Below are 18405 nucleotides of genomic sequence, written 5' to 3' on the forward strand. Positions count from 1 at the left end.
TGGGCGGTCGCGATGACAGGAGCAGGCCATGAGCTGGAATCCCGCCCTTGAACCGGGCTGTCCCGACGCCATCGGCGCCGATCAGATCGAGACGCTGATCATTCCGCGCGCGCGCGATCTTGGCGATTTCGAGGTGCGCCGCGCGCTGCCGGCGCCGCGCCGCCAGATGGTGGGGCCGTTCATCTTTTTCGATCAGGCCGGTCCGGCCGAGTTCCTGACCGGCAAGGGCGTCGACATCCGGCCGCATCCGCATATCGGGCTGGGCACGGTCACCTATCTTTACCGCGGAGACTTCCATCACCGCGACAGCATCGGGTCCGATCAGGTGATCCTGCCGGGCGCGGTGAACTGGATGGTGGCCGGGCGCGGGGTCACCCATTCCGAGCGCACATCCGAAGCCGCCCGCCAGGGGCCGCACAGCCTTTTCGGCATCCAGACCTGGATCGCGCTGCCCGAAACGCATGAGGACATGGCTCCGGTATTCGAGCATCACGGCAAGGACAGCCTGCCCGAGTTGCGCTCGGACGGGGTGACGGCGCGGCTGATCCTGGGCAGTGCCTATGGCGAACGTGCGCCGGCGACGCTTTATTCCGAAACCTTCTATCTGGATGTCACCCTGGCCCCGGGTGCGCGCTTTCCGCTACCGGACGACCACGAGGATCGCGGCATCTACATCACCCAGGGCGAGATCAGCGTGGCGGGCCAGGAATTTGCGGCCGGGCAGATGATGGTGTTCCGCCCCGGCGATCGCATCACCGTGGCGGCGGGGCCGCAGGGGGCGCGGCTGATGGCCCTGGGGGGCGCGACGCTGAACGGGCCGCGGCACATCTGGTGGAACTTTGTCGCCTCGAGCCGCGAACGGATCGAACACGCCAAGGCGGAATGGCGCGCCGCCAATTGGGGACAGGGCCTGTTCGACCTGCCCCCGACCGACCGGCAGGAGTTCATCCCCCTGCCCTGATTGCAAGGGGGCGGCGGCGCCCCCCCATCACCAACTATTCGGGCAGCACGCGGACAGCGCCCTTGTCGGCCGATGTGGCAAACTGGGCATAGACCCGCAGTGCAGGCGAAACCTGGCGCTGCCGCGGTGCCGCGGGCTTCCAGCCATGCGCGTCCTGTTCGGCGCGCCGGCGGGCCAGTTCTTCGTCGGCCACGGCAAGATGAATGCTGCGGTTGGGAATGTCGATTTCGATCCGGTCCCCGTCGCGCACCAGACCGATGGTGCCACCGGCCGCAGCCTCGGGGCTGACATGGCCGATGGACAGGCCCGATGTTCCGCCCGAAAACCGGCCATCGGTCACGAGGGCACAGACCTTGCCCAGGCCCTTCGACTTCAAATAGCTGGTCGGATACAGCATTTCCTGCATGCCCGGCCCGCCCTTGGGCCCTTCGTAGCGGATCACCACCACATCGCCGGCCTGCACCTTTCCCGTCAGAATTCCCGAGACCGCGGCATCCTGACTTTCATAGACCTTGGCCGTGCCGGAAAAGACCAGGATCGATTCGTCGACCCCGGCGGTTTTGACGATGCACCCATCCAGCGCCATGTTGCCCTTCAGCACCGCCAGGCCGCCGTCCTTGGAAAAGGGTGTTTCGGCCGAACGGATGACACCATTCGTGCGGTCGATATCCAGCGATGGCCAGGTCGAGGATTGGCTGAACGCGGTCTGGGTTGGCACGCCACCGGGCGCGGCGCGGAAAAGTTCATGCGCCTGCGGGTCGTTGCTGCGCGCGATGTCCCATTGGTCGATCGCTTCGCCCATGGTGCGGGCGTGGACGGTCGGACAGTCGCGATGGATCAGGCCGGCGCGGTCCAGCTGGCCCAGGATACCCATGATGCCACCGGCGCGATGCACGTCCTCGATATGCACATCGGCCTTGTTCGGCGCGACCTTGCACAGGCAGGGCACCTTGCGCGACAGCGCATCGATATCGTCCATGGTGAAATCGACGCCACCCTCTTGCGCGGCAGCAAGGATGTGCAGCACGGTATTGGTCGATCCCCCCATGGCGATGTCCAGCGCCATCGCATTCTCGAACGCGGCCTTGGTGGCGATGCTGCGCGGCAGAACCGAGGTATCATTGCCTTCGTAATAGCGTTTGCACAGGTCGACAGCACGTCTGCCGGCCTCAAGGAAAAGGTTCTTGCGATAGGCATGGGTCGCCAGTGTCGATCCGTTGCCGGGCAACGAAAAGCCCAGTGCTTCGGTCAGGCAGTTCATGGAATTGGCGGTGAACATGCCCGAACAGGATCCGCAGGTCGGGCAGGCGGCCTGTTCGATCGCTGCCAGATCCGCATCCGAGACGGAATCATCGGCCGCCGCCACCATGGCATCGACCAGATCCAGCGCGATGGTGCGCCCGTCGCCCAGGGTCACCTTGCCAGCCTCCATCGGGCCGCCCGAGACAAAGACCGACGGGATGTTCAGCCGCATTGCCGCCATCAGCATGCCGGGGGTGATCTTGTCGCAGTTGGAAATGCACACCATGGCGTCGGCGCAATGGGCGTTGACCATATATTCCACGCTGTCGGCGATCAGCTCTCGCGAGGGCAGCGAATAAAGCATGCCGTCATGGCCCATCGCGATGCCATCGTCGATGGCGATCGTGTTGAATTCCTTGGCGATCCCGCCGGCGGCCTCGATCTCGCGGGCGACGATCTGACCCAGGTCCTTCAGGTGCACATGACCAGGCACGAACTGGGTGAAGCTGTTGACAACGGCAATGATCGGTTTGCCGAAATCGCTGTCCTTCACGCCGGTGGCGCGCCAAAGGCCCCGTGCGCCTGCCATGTTGCGGCCGTGGGTGGTGGTGCGGGAACGATATGCGGGCATGGCTGGACTCTCTCGTCGTCTGCGGTCTTGCCGCAGCGTCCTATCACGGACCGGGCGCCGAGTTTATCCCCAAATGCAGCCATGAGTTCAGTTTCTTGGGAATGGTGAAAATCATGCGGCCCCGGCCAAGGGCCGGGGCCGGATTCGGGACGGTGTCGCCAAGGCCCTGGTGGTGGTGAAAACGGGGCGATGGCAGTTGTTGCGCCGTCCCGATGCAAACCGCCCTTATCCCAGCCAAAGATCGCGCAGCAGGGCTTGCGCCAGATGATCCACCGAACCGCCGTCCAGACGTGCCGCGCGTTGATGACCGCCGTAAAAGACACGGATCATGTCGCCGACCACCTCATATTCGCCGGATACCAGCGCCCCCCGGCGCGAGATCAATGTGACAGTTCCCTTCATGGCATCATCTCCTGACTGGCCATGGATCAAGATTGAGCGCCGCAATGGGTTCCATCAAGTTCCCCTTTCGGACAGCCCGGTTCAGCAACGGCCCGGCAAACAAGCGCCCCATGCCTGCACTGCGTGGGTCAGAACCGATAAGACAATGAAACATCCTAATATTTGTTAAACGCTGCGCACGCACGTTGCATCGTCATGGCGAATTGCCCGGGCTGCGCTCTTGCATGCGTTGTGCATTTTTGCGGCGAACTGTCACATGGACAACACAGAATCTTGCATTGTCGTGATGGAAGTGGCCTGTCCCCTGATTCGCGCATGACAGCGGGCAAAAGCAATCGGCGCGGTCATTGCAACCGCGCCGTATCCTTCCTGCAACTGCCGGATCAGAGCGTCGAACGCGTCGATCCTGCGCTCAGCCGTAGCTCGAGACCGGGGTGCCTGCCAGCGCCGCCATGTTCAGCAGGCCGCGGACGGTGACGCTGGGCGTGACGATATGGGCCTTGTTGCCCATCCCCATCAGGATCGGCCCGACCTCAAGGCCATCGGCGACAGATTTCAGCAGGTTGCGCGCAGCGCCCGCGGCATCGGCATTGGTATAGACCAGCACATTCGCGCGTCCCGTCAGCCGTCCGCCGGGGAACAGCTGTTCGCGCAGTTCGGGGTCAAGCGCCGCATCGGTATGCATCTCGCCTTCGTATTCGAACTGGCGGTCCTGCTGGTCCAGGATCGACAGCGCCTCCTGCGCAACCCAGCCGGAGCGGCAGTCACGACTTCCGAATTGTGACCCCGAGCAAAGCGCGATCTTGGGCTCGATGCCAAAGCGGCGCACGTGCCGGGCAGCGGCGATTACCGTCTGCGCCAGCTCGGGTCCGGTCGGTTCGACATGAACATGCGTATCGGCGACGAAAAGCGGCCCCTTGTCCAGCAGGATCAGCGACAAGGCGCCGGCCGGGCTCAGCGCTTCATTGGCCAGCACCTCGCGGATATAACGCAGATGCCAGGCATATTGGCCGACGGTGCCGCAGATCATGCTGTCTGCCTCGCCGCGACGGACCATGACCGCGGCAATCGCGGTGGTGTTGGTGCGCATGATCGTCTTGGCCAGGTCCGGGGTCACACCCTTGCGGCGGACGATTTCGTAATAGCTGCTCCAGTAGTCACGGAAGCGGGCGTCGCTTTCGGGGTTCACCAGTTCGAAATCGGTGCCGGGACGCAGGGTCAGACCCTCGCGCTCAAGACGCATCTCGATGACCTCGGGCCGGCCGATCAGGACCGGCTTGCTGGTGGTCTCTTCAAGGATGGCCTGCGCGGCGCGCAGCACGCGCGGCTCTTCGCCCTCGGCAAAGACGATGCGGCGCTGAACCTGTCGCGCGGCCTCGATCACCGGTCGCATGATCAGGGCCGAACGATAGACCTGGGTTTGCAGGCGCTGGCGGTATTCCTCGAGATCGAGTTGCCGCGTCGCCACGCCCGACTCCATCGCCGCCCGAGCGACCGCCACCGCGACGGTGGGCAACAGGCGGGGGTCAAAAGGCTTGGGAATCAGGTAATCCGGCCCGAAGGTCAGCTGTTCGCCCTGGTAGGCCACCCCCACCTCTGCCGAGGTGGTGGCACGAGCGAGGCCGGCGATCGCCTCGACGCAGGCAATCTTCATCTGATCGTTGATTTCGGTTGCGCCCACGTCCAGCGCGCCGCGGAAGATGAAGGGGAAGCACAGGACGTTGTTGACCTGGTTGGGATAGTCCGACCTTCCGGTGGCGATCAGCGCGTTGGGCGAGGCGGCGCGCGCCTCTTCGGGCATGATTTCCGGGGTGGGGTTGGCCAGGGCAAAGATGATCGGCCGGTCCGCCATGCGGGCGACCATTTCGCCGGTCAGCAGGCCGGGGCCGGAAACGCCCAGGAACAGGTCGGCGCCCTCCAGCGCCTCGTCGATGGTGCGCAGCGGCGTGTCGCGGGCAAATTCGGCCTTTTCAGGCGACAGGCCGTTGCGCCCGCTGTGGATCACGCCCTTGGAGTCCAGCATCAGGATGTTTTCTGCCCGCGCCCCCATCGATATCAGCATCTTGAGGCAGGCGACACCTGCGGCACCGGCGCCAAGCGCGACGATGCGGATATCCTCGAGCCGCTTGTCGGCAAGCTTCAGCGCGTTGACGGCTGCGGCCGCCGCGACAATTGCTGTGCCATGCTGATCGTCGTGAAAGACCGGAATCGGCATGCGCTCGCGGCAGATCCGTTCCACCACGAAGCAGTCCGGGGCCTTGATGTCCTCGAGGTTGACGGCACCGAATGTCGGCGCCAAGCGGCAGATCAGATCGGCAAGGCGTTCGGGATCGGGCTCGTCAACCTCGATATCGAAGCAATCGATGCCGGCGAATTTCTTGAACAGGACGGCCTTGCCCTCCATCACCGGCTTCGAGGCCAGCGCGCCGATATTGCCCAGTCCCAGAACGGCAGTGCCATTGGAAATGACGGCCACCAGGTTGCCCTTGGCGGTATAGCGACGGGCATCCTCGGCATTGGCGGCGATTTCCAGGCAGGCTTCGGCCACGCCGGGGGAATAGGCGCGGCTGAGGTCGCGGCCGGTGGCCATGGGCTTGGTCGCCCGGATCTCGAGCTTTCCGGGCTTGGGAAATTCGTGATAGTCAAGCGCCGCCTGCCGGTCAGCAGCGGCCTTCGTGGTGTCGAGCGACATGGTTCCCCCCTCGTTTCTGATGCAGCGCATCCCTGGCAAGGGGCGCTGCGCGGGTCGTGATGTGCCGGGACGGCAGCGACCTGACCGCAGGGTTGCGCAGCCTTGGCGCAGGCCGTGCAACCGCAAGCTGGTCGGTCGCGCCGCCGCAGGCCGCTTTTTGCAGATTTGCCCGCCGATGATTATATTCGTTTTCTTTAATCATCATTTGGTTTTTGTTGCAAATACGACGCTGCCTATCTGCGATCATCGCCGGCAAAGCCAGCAAGGCAAGCGATTTCCGCGTCCACGGCCGCATCTTGTCGCCCGCTTGGATCGGCAGGACGATGATCGCCAAGGCGCACGGCTGGCACAAGGGGCTTCACGGCCCGCTTGTCCTGTCTATGCTGGGCCCGGGCGGTTTGCCTGCAGCAAGCCAGGGGCGGGGCTGCGCAAACCCGGTGCTGACAGAAAGGGACCATCATGAACGACGCCACCGATCTTCAGAAAACGTCCGGATATGTGGGGCGCCAGGATATGCAGGTGGCTGCAGAGCTTGCGGCCTTCATCGAGACAGAGGCGCTGCCGGGCACCGGCGTCGCGGCCGATACGTTCTGGCGCGGATTGTCGCATCTGGTCCATGACTACGGTCAGAGAAACGCGGCGCTGCTGCGTCGGCGCGACGAATTGCAGGCACAGATCGATGCCTGGCATCTTGCCCGGCGCAATCAGCCGCACGACCGTTCGGCCTATAAGGCGTTCCTGACCGAGATCGGCTATCTTCTGCCCGAGGGCGGTCCCTTCACCATCGAAACGGCCAATGTCGATCCCGAAATTGCCACCGTCGCCGGGCCGCAGCTGGTGGTGCCGATCACCAATGCCCGCTTTGCGCTGAATGCGGCCAATGCGCGCTGGGGCAGCCTGTATGATTGCCTTTACGGCACCGATGCGATGGGCAGCGCCCCGCCAAAGGGGGGCTATGACCGCGGCCGTGGTGCCCGGGTCGTGGCCCGCGCCCGGGTGTTTCTGGACGAATGCTTCCCGTTGCAAGGGACCAGCCACGCCGATGCCCGCCGCTATCACATCCACAACGGTGCCTTGCTGGTGGATGACATGCCGCTTGTCTCGCCCGAGAAGTTTGTCGGCTATCGCGGCCACCCGCGGGCGCCGGACGCGGTTCTGCTGCGCAACAATGGCCTGCATGTCGAACTGGTCTTTGACCGGACGCATCCGATCGGCAGCCGCGACCAGGCCGGGCTGGCGGATGTGCGGCTGGAAAGCGCGCTGTCGGCGATCATGGATTGCGAGGATTCGGTCGCCTGTGTGGATGCCGAAGACAAGGTCGTGGCCTATCGCAACTGGCTTGGCCTGATGCAGGGCAATCTGGTCGAGACCTTCGTCAAGGACGGTGCGCCGATGACGCGACGGTTGAACCCCGACCTTGAATTCACCGCACCGAATGGCGGCACGGTGACGGTCAAGGGTCGGGCGCTGCTGCTGGTGCGCAATGTCGGCCATCTGATGACCAATCCGGCGGTCCTGGACCGCGACGGCAACGAAGCCTACGAGGGGTTGATCGATGCGATGGTTACCGCGCTGATCGCCATGCATGACCTGAAAAAGACCGACGGTCCGCGCAACTCGGTCGCAGGCTCGGTCTATGTGGTCAAGCCCAAGATGCATGGTCCTGACGAGGTTGCCTTTGCCGACGACGTCTTTACCCATGTCGAATCCGTGCTGGGCCTGCCGCAGCATACCGTCAAGCTGGGCGTGATGGACGAAGAGCGCCGCACTTCGGTCAACCTCAAGGAATGCATCCGCGCCGCCAAGAACCGGATCGTGTTCATCAACACCGGCTTTCTGGATCGCACCGGGGACGAGATCCACACCTCGATGGAGGCTGGCCCCTTCAGCCGCAAGGATTTCATCAAGCGCAAGGACTGGATCATCGCCTACGAAAACCAGAACGTCGACATCGGGCTGGAATGCGGTTTTTCCGGCCGGGCGCAGATCGGCAAGGGCATGTGGGCGGTTCCCGACCGCATGGCGGCGATGCTGGAAAGCAAGATCGAACATCCCAAGGCCGGCGCCAATTGCGCCTGGGTGCCCAGCCCCACCGCCGCCACCCTGCACGCCACCCATTACCACAAGGTCGATGTGTTCGCCGTGCAGGCGGCGCTGGCCAAGGGCGGCCGCCGGGCCTATGTCGAGGCGATCCTGGAAATTCCGATCGCCAGCTATCGCAAATGGACCTCTGACCAGATCCGGCGCGAGGTGGAAAACAACGCGCAGGGCATCCTGGGCTATGTGGTGCGCTGGATCGATCAGGGCATCGGCTGCTCGAAGGTGCCCGATATCAACGATGTCGGCCTGATGGAGGATCGTGCCACTTGCCGGATTTCGGCCCAGCATATCGCCAACTGGATGCATCACGGCATCGTCTCGCAAGCCGAGGTGATGCAGATCATGCAGCGCATGGCCCAGGTGGTGGACCGCCAGAACGCCGGCGATCCGCTGTATCGGCCAATGGCGCCCGGCTTCGACGGCATCGCCTTCCAGGCGGCCTGCGATCTGGTGTTCAAGGGGCGCGAACTGCCCTCGGGCTATACTGAGCCCGTGCTGCATGCCCGCAGACGCGAACTGAAGGCCAGCCTGAGGCAGTGATCCGCGCAGCCAGCGCACAGCTGTCATGATCGTTCGGACCGGCAGCACCGTTGCCGGTCCGATCCGGTCGCTACAACGGAACCGGACGCGCGCTGGCGGGGTTCATGACTGGCAAACTTGCGCTTGCCCCGAACCGGTGTGCTTGTCCCGCCGACGGCCTGCGCATATCTGGGCCGGAACATTCGCACAGGTCCGTCCCGATCCTGGGGCGGGCATGAAAGGAGTATGCCATGCGTCCCCTTCCGCTCTTGCTGGCTGCACTGCTGGCTGGCACTGCTGCCCTGGCCGAGGATCGCGGCGTTGTCATAACCAATTTCCAGTCCCAGGACAGTGCCGCGGCCGCGCAATCGGGTTCGGCGGTGGCCGAAGCGATGAAGGCTGCCGGCTTCCGCGCCGTCTCGGGTTCGGAGCTCAAGGCTGCCGATCTGCGCGAGGCCTTGTCGGTGCTGTTGCAACCCGACCCTGAACCCGGGGCGCGAATGGTGGTGCTCAACGGGCGCTTCCTGCGCAGTGACCGCGGCGGCTGGTTCATGGGCACCGATGCCGATACCCCCAATCTGCTGAACGCCGATGCGCAGGGGATTTCGCTGTCGGCGGTGTTCGACCTGCTGAAAACCGCGCGTCCCGGCGCGGTGCTGATGCTGGGAGAGACCGCGACCGAACTGCCGGCGGGCGAGGGGCTGCAAGGCGGGCTGGGCGATCTGTCCCCGCCGGAAGGGGTCACGGTCGTCACTGGCCCTGCGGCCGCCGTTGGTGCAGGCGCAGTGGCGCTGTTGCAGCCGGGGACGACGCTGGCGCAGGTGTTGCAGGCGCATCCCGATCTGACGCTGGTGCCGGGGGGCGATCCCGATCTGAAGCTGGTCGCGGGGCCTGCGACTGCCGACGCAGCGGCGCCGGCCGACCCCAAGGCCGATGATCGCGCCGTCTGGGCAGATGCCGCCGCCGAGGACACGGCGCTGGCCTATCGCCGCTATCTTGATCGGTTTCCGCAGGGCGCCTATTCCGCGGCAGCGACGGCGCGGCTAAATGCGCTGGACGCCCAGCAGACCGACCGCAACCTGTGGGCCGATGCGGCTGCAAGGAATACCCCGGAAGCCTATCGCGATTACCTGAACCGCTATCCGCAGGGCGAATTCGCCCAGGCTGCCCGCAAGCGCCTGGACGAGCTGTCGCCGCCGGCCCAGCCCGCCCCGTCACCCCGCGCCGCGCAACCTTCCGCCCCCGAAATCCAGCAGCCGCGTCCGGTCGCGCCGGCACCGCAAGCGTCGCAGGCAGAGCTGGCCGAGCGCCGGCTGGGCCTGTCTCGGGGCGACCGGGTGGTGATCCAGCGGCGGCTGAATGCACTTGGCTATTCGACCGGCGGCACCGATGGCGTGTTCGGCTCGCGCACGCGCTCGGCCATTCGCGGCTGGCAACAGCGCAACGGCTTTGCGGTCACCGGCTATCTGACCTCGACCCAGGTGGCCGAGATGCGGGCTCAGGCGGGTGCGTTGACGCCCAGCCAGGAACAGCAGGACCGCGCCTATTGGCAGCAGACGGGTGCCAAGGGCGGGGTGCGCAACCTGCGCGCCTATCTGGACCGCTATCCCGATGGCATCTACGCCAATACCGCCCGCCGCCGCCTGGCCGAATTGCAGCAGGATGTGGTGACGCCAGGCGAACGCGAGGACCGCGCATGGGCGCGTGCGCGCCAGGTCGATACGGTCCAGGCCTATGATCTCTATTTGCAGAACTGGCCACGTGGCGAACATGCTGCGCAGGCGCGTGCCCGCCGCAGCCAGTTGTTGAACCAGGGGCGTGTGCCCGTCGACCCGGCGATCATCGGGCTCGAGGCGATCATCCGCGAATTGTCGAAATAGCAGCGTCCCAGCCTGAAAGGCCTGAAGTTTTCGAGGCCGGTCCCATTGGGCCGGCCTTTCGCGCATGGCACGACGACACGCATTCATCGAAAATCCGTCAGAAATACAGTGTGTATTTTTTATTTGATTTAACCTTTGTGCCTGTCGATAGTGGGACAGGAGAATCGGCACGGACGAAGGCCGATCGCACCGACAATCGATTCATCAGGGAGATGACGGATGAAAACCCCCATACCTGCCGCCGCTGCGCTGCTTGCCGCTGTGCTGGCCATGCCCGCAGCCGCCGACAAGCTTGATGACATCATCGCCTCGGGCGTGCTGCGCTGTGCGGTGGTGCTGGATTTTCCACCCATGGGATCGCGCGATGAAAGCAACAATCCCATCGGTTTCGATGTGGACTATTGCAACGATCTGGCCGCTGCACTTGGCGTCAAGGCGGAAATCGTCGAAACTCCATTTCCAGAGCGTATTCCGGCGCTGATGTCGGGGCGGGTCGATGTCGGCGTTGCCTCGACATCCGATACCCTGGAACGCGCCAAGACCGTGGGCATGTCCATCCCCTATTTCGCCTTCGAGATGGCTGTCACCGCAAATGACAAGGCAGGCATTGCCAGCTTTGACGACATGAAGGGCAAGACCGTCGGCGCCACGGCCGGCACATTCGAGGCAATCGCGCTGGAAAAGCAGATCAAGGAATGGGGATCGGGCACCTTCCGGCCCTATCAGACCCAGGCGGATGTGTTCCTGGCCCTGAGCCAGGGTCAGATCGACGCCACGGTGTCCACCTCGACCGTGGCGCAGTCGAACGTGAAATCGGGCAAGTTCCCGGGAATCACGGTTGTGGGCAAGGCACCTTTCGACATCGATTACGTGGCCCTGTTCACCAATCGTGAGGAATACGGGTTCCTGAACTATCTCAACCTGTTCGTGAACCAGCAGGTGCGCACGGGCCGCTATGCCGAACTTTATGACAAATGGGTGGGCGGCGATCTGCCCGACCTGACCGTGACGGGCGTCTATCGCTGATCTGAAATGCGGGCGGGTGCCAGCAATGGCGCCGCCCGCAGCCCGGGGGCGCGGATGTTCAACTATACCTTTCACTGGAACCAGGCGCTGCGGGCATTGCCGCAGATGCTGGAAGGCGCGCTGGTTACCTTGCAGATCGCGCTGCTGTCGATGGTCATCGGTCTGGCCTGTGCCATCGTGCTGACCTTGTGCCGGATGTCGGGCAACCGCCTGCTGGCGGCGCTGGCAACAGGCTGGGTCGAGGTGGCGCGCAACACGCCGGCGCTGTTTCAGATATACATGGCCCATTTCGGCCTGGGCAGCTTCGGCCTGCACCTCAGCCCCTTTGCGGCATTGCTGGCCGGAATTGCCTTCAACAATGCCGGCTATCTTGCGGAAAACTTTCGCGGTGCGCTGAAGGCGATTCCCGAAACCCAGACGCGGGCGGCGCGATCGTTGGGCATGACCGGCTTGCAGGCGTTCCGCCTGATCGTCATGCCGCAGATGCTGCGCGTGGCCTTTCTGCCGGCGACCAACCAGATGGTCTGGGCCATCCTGATGACCTCTCTGGGCGTGACCGTCGGCATGAACACCGATCTGGCAGGGGTCACGCAGGAACTGAACGCCCGCTCGTTCCGCACCTTCGAGTTCTTCGCCCTGGCTGCGGTGATCTATTACGCCATTGCCAAGATCGTCACGCTGGGTGCGCGTCTGCTGGCCTGGCGACTGTTTCGCTATTGAGGGGGACGGCCATGTTCGAGACCGCGCTGAGCGTCAACGATCTGTGGTTCCTGGCCCGCGGGGCTGCCATGACACTGGCTGTGACCGGGGTATCGGTCCTGGCCGGAACAATGCTGGGCGTCGTGTTCGGGATCTTGCGCGTGCAGCTTGGCCCATGGTGGGCCGCGCCGCTGACATTCGTGCTGGATGTCTTCAGGTCGGTGCCGCTGCTGATCCAGCTGGTGCTGGGCAATGCGTTTCAATCCATCGCCAAGCTGGGCTGGGGGCCGTTCACGACCTCTTGCGTGGTGCTGTCGCTGTATACCGCGGCCTATTGCACGGAGATCGTGCGCGGTGCGATCGATTCGGTGCCGGCAACCACGCGGCGTGCGGCCCGCTCGCTGGGCATGAGCTGGCGCCAAGACATGCAGCATATCGTTGCGCCGCTGGCAACGCGCGTGGCCCTGCCTTCGTGGATCGGGTTGACGCTCGGGGTCATGAAGGACAGCTCGCTGGTATTGTGGCTTGGCCTGATCGAGTTGCTGCGTGCCTCGCAGATCCTGGTGACGCGGCTGCAAGAGCCGCTGTTCATCCTGACCCTTTGCGGGGCAATCTATTTCCTGCTCAGTTTCCCCATAGCCCGGCTGGGCGGTTATCTGGAAAAGCGGTGGTCCGATGATTGAGATCCGGAATGTGCGCAAATCCTTTGGCCAGCTGGAGGTGCTGAAGGGCATCGATCTGACCGTGGCCAAGGGAGAGGTTCTGACAGTGATCGGGGGGTCGGGATCGGGCAAGTCGACGCTGCTGACCTGTATCAATGGCCTGGAGCCGATCGACAGCGGGCGCATCCTGGTCGACGGGATCGAGGTGCATGCCCCTTCGACCGATCTGAACCGGTTGCGCCGGCGCGTCGGCATTGTCTTTCAGCAATGGAACGCCTTTCCGCATCTGACAGTGCTGGAAAACGTGATGCTGGCCCCGCGCAAGGTTCTTGGGCTCAGTCGCGCCGAGGCCGAGGTGATTGCGGTCCGCCAGCTGACCCATGTGGGGTTGGCGGAAAAACTGAACACCTATCCGAACCGCATGTCTGGCGGTCAGCAGCAACGCATGGCCATTGCGCGCGCGCTTGCCATGTCGCCCGATTACATGCTGTTCGACGAAGTAACCTCGGCCCTGGATCCGCAGCTGGTGGGCGAGGTTCTGGATACCCTGCGGATGCTGGCGAGCGAGGGCATGACGATGATCTGCGTGACCCATGAAATGAAGTTTGCCCGTGAGGTATCCGACCGCGTAGCCTTCTTTCATCAGGGGATCATGGCCGAGATCGCGCCCCCCGCCGAACTGTTCGACGCACCCCAAAACCCGGAACTGCGCCGGTTCCTTGCGGCAACGCACTGAAACGAAACGTGGAAGCCTGATGACGAAAGAACGAGTTGCCTCGCCTGCTGCCGCCATGCGACAGCCGGAGCCCGCCGCTGCAAGCCCATCGAGGGCCTGCAGCGGCGCGGGGGGCCTTGCCCCCCGTTCCGGGCCTGCGCCCGGCGCGGTGGTGGTCATTGGCGCCGGGGTCATCGGGCTGTCGATCGCGATAGCACTGCAGGCGCGGGGGATCGCGGTCACCGTTCTTGATCGCGAGGGACCGGCGGCCGGCGCCTCGGCGGGAAATGCGGGGGCATTCGCCTTCAGCGACATCCTGCCGCTGGCGTCGCCGGGGCTGCTGCGCAAGGCGCCGATGTGGCTGCTGGACCCGCTTGGCCCGCTGTCGGTGCCGCCGGCCTATGCGCTGCATGTCGCGCCCTGGATGTGGCGGTTCTGGCGGGCCTGTGCCCCGGAACGGGTGGCGGCCTCGACCGTGGCGCAGACGGCATTGATGGATCTGGCCAGGGCCGAGCTGGAACCTTTCATGTCCCTGACCGGAACCCTGCCCATGCTGCGCAAGGAGGGAAACCTGCAAGTCTACGAAACCGAGGCCGAGTTTCGCGCCGCGTTACCGGGCTGGCAGGCGCGCGCCGATCACGGCATTGCCTTTGAACATCTGGACGCCCAGGGCATGGCGGCGATCCAGCCCGGCCTGTCGCCCAGGTTCCGGCGCGGCACCTTCACGCCCGAATGGTATTCCGTGCTGGAGCCCCGGCTTTATACCCTGGCACTGGCGCGACATTTCTGCGCATGCGGTGGACAGCTGCAACGGGTCGAGGTGCGCAGCTTGCAGCCCCGGGCCGATGGGATCAGCATCGACGGCGGCCCGGTCGTCGAACACGTGGTGCTGGCGGCCGGCGCCTTTTCCCACCGGATCGCCCGGACACTGGGCGAAGGCCTGCCGCTCGAGACCGAACGCGGCTACAATACCACCCTGCCACCGGGGGCCTTCGATCTGCGCACACAGATCACCTTCGGCGGGCATGGCTTTGTCGTCACGCGCCTGGCCAGCGGTATTCGCGTGGGCGGTGCTGTCGAACTGGCGGGTCTTGAGCGACCTCCGAACTTTCGGCGGGCCGAAGCGATGCTGCGCAAGGCCCAGGATTTCCTGCCGGGGCTGGATCCGCGTGCCGGCAGGCAATGGATGGGCTTTCGGCCGTCGCTGCCCGACAGCCTGCCCGCCATCGGACGGTCCAGGGCGACGCCCTGCGTGACCTATGCCTTTGGCCACGGCCATCTCGGGCTGACGCAATCGGCTGCCACGGCGCGGTTGGTCGCCGATCTTGTGACCGGCCGCCCCCCTGCCATCGATCTGACCCCGTTTTCGCCTCAGAGGTTTTCCAGCAGATGAGCCTGCACACTTTTTCCTGTATCGATGGTCACACGTGCGGCAATCCGGTTCGACTGGTGGCCGGTGGGGCGCCCCCGCTGCAGGGCGCCGACATGCTGTCGCGACGCGCGCATTTTCTGCGCGACTATGACTGGATACGCACCGGGCTGATGTATGAACCGCGCGGCCATGACATGATGTCCGGTGCGATACTTTACCCGCCGACGCGCCCCGACTGCGAAGTGGCGGTGCTGTTCATCGAGACATCGGGCTGCCTGCCGATGTGCGGGCATGGCACCATCGGCACCATCACCATGGGGATAGAAAACGGGCTGATCGTGCCGCGGCGGCCGGGCACCCTGTCCATCGAAACTCCGGCGGGCAAGGTCGACATCAGCTATCGACAGGAAGGCCGCTTTGTCGAGGAGGTGCGGCTGACCAACGTGCCTGCCTTTCTTTATGCGCAGGGGCTGACGGCAGAGGTCGAGGGCCTGGGTGAAATCGTGGTCGATGTGGCCTATGGCGGCAATTTCTACGCCATCGTCGAACCGCAGCGCCATTTCCGGGATATCGCAGACCACAGTGCCGGCGATCTGATCGGCTGGTCGCCACGTCTGCGCACGGCACTGAACCGCAAATACGAATTCGTGCATCCCGAACTGCCGCAGATAAGCGGACTAAGCCATATCCTGTGGACGGGGGCCGCCACGCAGCCTGGCGCACATGCCCGCAATGCGGTTTTCTATGGCGACAAGGCCATCGATCGCAGCCCATGCGGCACCGGCACATCGGCGCGCATGGCGCAGCTGGCGGCGCGCGGTCAGTTGCACCCCGGTGACGAATTCTGGCATGAATCCATCATCGGCTCGATCTTCAAGGGCAGGGTCGAAGCCGCCACGACGGTCGCAGGACTGCCGGCCATCGTTCCGTCGGTGGCGGGTTGGGCGCGGATGACCGGTTACAATACCATCTTCATCGACAGTCGCGATCCCTTCGCCCATGGGTTCGTGGTGCGATGAGCGGGCAATTGCTGCTGGGGGGCGCTGCCCAGGGCCCGGTTCTGGCCAGCACGCAGGGGCTGAGCTTCTGGGGAGGGGTCGATCCCGCAACCGCGCGTGTGATCGATGCCCATCACAGCTGGCACGGGCAGGATCTGGCCGGCAAGGTGGTGATGATGCCGACAAGCCGGGGATCCTGCACGGGATCCGGGATCTTGCTGGATCTGGCCCTTTCCGGAAAGGCGCCCGCGGCGCTGGTCTTTTGCGAGGCCGAGGATGTGCTGACCTTGGGCGCCATCGTGGCCGCGCAGATGTTTCAAAGGCCGATTCCGGTCGTGCGCCTGTCCAGAGATGACTTCCTGCGTCTGGCCGATTGCCCCTGGGCCCGGATCTCGGAACAGGCGGTGACGGCGCCGGGGCTGCATCTGCCCCTGTCGTCCGAACTGCCGGGCAGGCTGACGCTGAGCGCGGCCGAACAGGCGATGCTTGACGGAGCCGAGGGTCCGGGCGTGGCGCTGGCCATGCGGATCCTGACAGCCATGGCGCGCCATCAGGGGGCGGCGCGTCTGCTGCCCATCAGTCGCGCCCATGTCGATGGCTGCATTCTTGCCAGCCGCGCCAACCTGACCTTTGCCGAGGCCCTGGCCGAAACCGGCGTGCGCGTGCGGGTGCCGACCAGCACGAATGCCATTTCGGTCGAATATCTGCACTGGCGCGCGCAGGGGGTGGACGCGGACTTCGGCCGGCTGGCCCAACGCCTGGCAGATGCCTATCTGCGCATGGGTTGCCAGCCCAGCTTCACCTGTGCGCCATATCTGCTGGATTCTCCCCCCGCCAAGGACGAGGCGATTGCCTGGGCGGAATCGAATGCCGTGATCTATGCCAACAGCATCCTGGGCGCGCGGACGCCGAAGCATCCCGATTTCCTTGACATCTGCATGGCCGTGACCGGGCGCGCCCCCTTGGCGGGGGTCTATCTCGACACCGCGCGACAGGCACAACGGCTGATCCGGTTCCGCCCGCCTGCCCGGATCGACGACAGTTTCTGGCCGGTTGCGGGATACCTTGCCGGCCTGGCCTCGCCGGACCGCATTCCGCTGTTGCAGGGGCTGGCGGAACTGGCGCCGGGCAAGGATGCCCTGAAGGCGCTGTGCGCGGCCTTTGGCACCACCTCCGCAGCGCCGATGCTGCATATCGAAGGCATCACCGCCGAAGCGGATCGCATCGCGCCCCATGCCGACAGCCTAGAGATCGGCCCGACGCAGCTTCGTGACGGCTGGCAGACGCTCAATCCCGGGCCGGCAGACGTCGATCTGATCGCCATAGGCAGCCCGCATGCTTCGGCCGCAGAATGCCGGCTGCTGGCGGCGAACCTGTCGGGCAAGCCGCTGCGCGTGCCGGTCGTGGTGACATTGGGGCGCAGCACGGCCGAGGAGCTGGCCGGTGATGGCACCCTGGCCCTGCTGCGCGAACAGGGCGTGAGGGTTGTCACCGATCTGTGCTGGTGTTCGATCACCGAACCGGTGCTGCCGCCGCAAGCCCGCCATATCCTGACGAACTCGGGCAAATACGCGCATTATGGACCAGGGCTTTCAGGGCGCAGCCTGCGTCTGGCCAGCCTGGCGGATTGCGCCCGTGCGGCGCATGGGGGGCGAGCGCCGGACAATCCGGCGTGGTCGGATTAGGCGGACCTGCCCACCTGCGCCCGGGCGGGGACGACAACGGGGATGATGGGGTTGCGCTTTTGCTTTCCGCGCGCGGCGTCTCGCGCTATCTGCGGTCGGGCAAGGAAAACGGAATGATCGAGATGGCCGGAAAACGGGAAAAGACTCTCAAGCGCGGATCGGGCGTTCAACACGCTTATGATACCCTGCGCGATGAAATCCTTGACTTGACGCTGGCCCCCGGCAGCCCGATCGACGAAGTGCAACTGTCCGAGCGGCTGAAAATGTCGCGCACTCCGATCCGCGAGGCGCTGGTGCGCCTTGCGTCGGAGGGTCTGGTCAGCACATTGCCGAACCGTTCGACCATCGTGTCCCATATCGATTTTCTGAATCTGCACAGCTTTTTCGATGCGATCACGCTGATGTATCGTGTCACCACCCGTCGCGCCGCCGAATTGCACAATGCCGCCGATCTGGTGGCAATTCGCGACTGTCAGGCCCGCTTTGCCCAGGCGGTGGCGGCGCAGAACGCCCTGGCAATGATCGCGACCAATCGCGATTTTCATGCGGCCATCGCACATGCGGGGCGCAACCCCTATTACACGGGGCTGTTTGCGCGATTGCTTGATGATGGGCGGCGACTGCTGCGGCTTTACTATCAATCCTTCGATGACCGTCTGCCGCATTGCTATGTCGAGGAACACGATGCCATGATCGCCGCGATCGAGGCGCGCGACGCGGACCGTGCGGATGCCCTTGCCGCTGCCCATGCCGAACAGATCGTCCGCCAGATCCAGAGGCTGCTCGTCCCTGATCGCAGGTCCGAGGTGCAGCTCTAGCGG

General features: G+C 64.7%; 15 protein-coding genes. 11 read left to right on the forward strand and 4 right to left on the reverse strand.

The window, feature by feature from the left end; genetic code table 11:
• Positions 1 to 28 precede the first annotated feature (28 nt).
• A complete protein-coding gene (locus tag GB880_RS14100) occupies positions 29 to 961 on the forward strand; it encodes a pirin family protein (RefSeq protein WP_154492051.1) in 933 nt (310 codons plus the stop codon).
• Between the two features lie 34 nt (positions 962 to 995).
• On the opposite strand, the gene ilvD is transcribed toward GB880_RS14100, so the two are convergent.
• The 4 genes from ilvD to GB880_RS14120 all read right to left on the reverse strand — a co-directional run bounded on the left by ilvD (position 996) and on the right by GB880_RS14120 (position 6262).
• Positions 996 to 2834 (reverse strand): dihydroxy-acid dehydratase, encoded by a 1839-nt coding sequence (gene ilvD / locus GB880_RS14105; protein ID WP_154492048.1) that lies wholly within the window; start codon positions 2832 to 2834, stop codon positions 996 to 998.
• Positions 2835 to 3059: 225 nt separating this feature from the next.
• The gene (locus GB880_RS14110) at positions 3060 to 3236 is read right to left on the reverse strand and encodes a hypothetical protein (RefSeq protein ID WP_195840794.1); all 177 of its coding nucleotides are present in this window, start codon (positions 3234 to 3236) and stop codon (positions 3060 to 3062) included.
• 412 nt (positions 3237 to 3648) lie between these two features.
• The gene (locus GB880_RS14115; protein WP_154492045.1) at positions 3649 to 5928 is read right to left on the reverse strand and encodes an NADP-dependent malic enzyme; all 2280 of its coding nucleotides are present in this window, start codon (positions 5926 to 5928) and stop codon (positions 3649 to 3651) included.
• Positions 5897 to 6262 carry a hypothetical protein gene (locus tag GB880_RS14120; RefSeq protein ID WP_154492042.1) on the reverse strand — a complete coding sequence of 122 codons (366 nt, stop codon included), beginning with the start codon at positions 6260 to 6262 and terminating at the stop codon, positions 5897 to 5899. The genes GB880_RS14115 and GB880_RS14120 overlap by 32 nt, the downstream gene beginning before the upstream one ends.
• Before the next feature lie 125 nt (positions 6263 to 6387).
• On the opposite strand from GB880_RS14120, the gene GB880_RS14125 reads away from it, so the two are divergent.
• The 10 genes from GB880_RS14125 (at position 6388) to GB880_RS14170 (ending at position 18402) form a co-directional block, all read left to right on the forward strand.
• Positions 6388 to 8568 carry a malate synthase G gene (locus GB880_RS14125; protein WP_195840795.1) on the forward strand — a complete coding sequence of 727 codons (2181 nt, stop codon included), beginning with the start codon at positions 6388 to 6390 and terminating at the stop codon, positions 8566 to 8568.
• Positions 8569 to 8798: 230 nt separating this feature from the next.
• Positions 8799 to 10427, forward strand: coding sequence for a peptidoglycan-binding protein (locus GB880_RS14130; protein ID WP_154492039.1), 1629 nt, complete (start codon positions 8799 to 8801; stop codon positions 10425 to 10427).
• 219 nt (positions 10428 to 10646) lie between these two features.
• Positions 10647 to 11453: an ABC transporter substrate-binding protein gene (locus GB880_RS14135; RefSeq protein WP_154492036.1), complete on the forward strand. Its 807-nt coding sequence runs from the start codon at positions 10647 to 10649 to the stop codon at positions 11451 to 11453.
• Between the two features lie 54 nt (positions 11454 to 11507).
• Positions 11508 to 12173 (forward strand): amino acid ABC transporter permease, encoded by a 666-nt coding sequence (locus GB880_RS14140; protein ID WP_154492033.1) that lies wholly within the window; start codon positions 11508 to 11510, stop codon positions 12171 to 12173.
• Between the two features lie 11 nt (positions 12174 to 12184).
• Positions 12185 to 12835 carry an amino acid ABC transporter permease gene (locus GB880_RS14145; RefSeq protein WP_154492030.1) on the forward strand — a complete coding sequence of 217 codons (651 nt, stop codon included), beginning with the start codon at positions 12185 to 12187 and terminating at the stop codon, positions 12833 to 12835.
• Positions 12828 to 13550, forward strand: a complete 723-nt coding sequence (locus GB880_RS14150) for an amino acid ABC transporter ATP-binding protein (protein ID WP_154492027.1) — start codon at positions 12828 to 12830, stop codon at positions 13548 to 13550. The genes GB880_RS14145 and GB880_RS14150 overlap by 8 nt, the downstream gene beginning before the upstream one ends.
• A 151-nt stretch (positions 13551 to 13701) precedes the next feature.
• The gene (locus GB880_RS14155) at positions 13702 to 14922 is read left to right on the forward strand and encodes an NAD(P)/FAD-dependent oxidoreductase (protein WP_442793784.1); all 1221 of its coding nucleotides are present in this window, start codon (positions 13702 to 13704) and stop codon (positions 14920 to 14922) included.
• Positions 14919 to 15920, forward strand: coding sequence for a 4-hydroxyproline epimerase (locus GB880_RS14160; RefSeq protein WP_154492024.1), 1002 nt, complete (start codon positions 14919 to 14921; stop codon positions 15918 to 15920). Before GB880_RS14155 ends, GB880_RS14160 begins: the two co-directional genes overlap by 4 nt.
• A complete protein-coding gene (gene lhpI, locus GB880_RS14165; protein WP_154492021.1) occupies positions 15917 to 17584 on the forward strand; it encodes a cis-3-hydroxy-L-proline dehydratase in 1668 nt (555 codons plus the stop codon). Before GB880_RS14160 ends, lhpI begins: the two co-directional genes overlap by 4 nt.
• A gap of 113 nt (positions 17585 to 17697) precedes the next feature.
• Positions 17698 to 18402 (forward strand): GntR family transcriptional regulator, encoded by a 705-nt coding sequence (locus GB880_RS14170; protein ID WP_154492018.1) that lies wholly within the window; start codon positions 17698 to 17700, stop codon positions 18400 to 18402.
• Positions 18403 to 18405 lie beyond the last annotated feature (3 nt).

The organism is Paracoccus sp. SMMA_5_TC, from assembly GCF_009696685.2.
GTDB lineage: Bacteria > Pseudomonadota > Alphaproteobacteria > Rhodobacterales > Rhodobacteraceae > Paracoccus.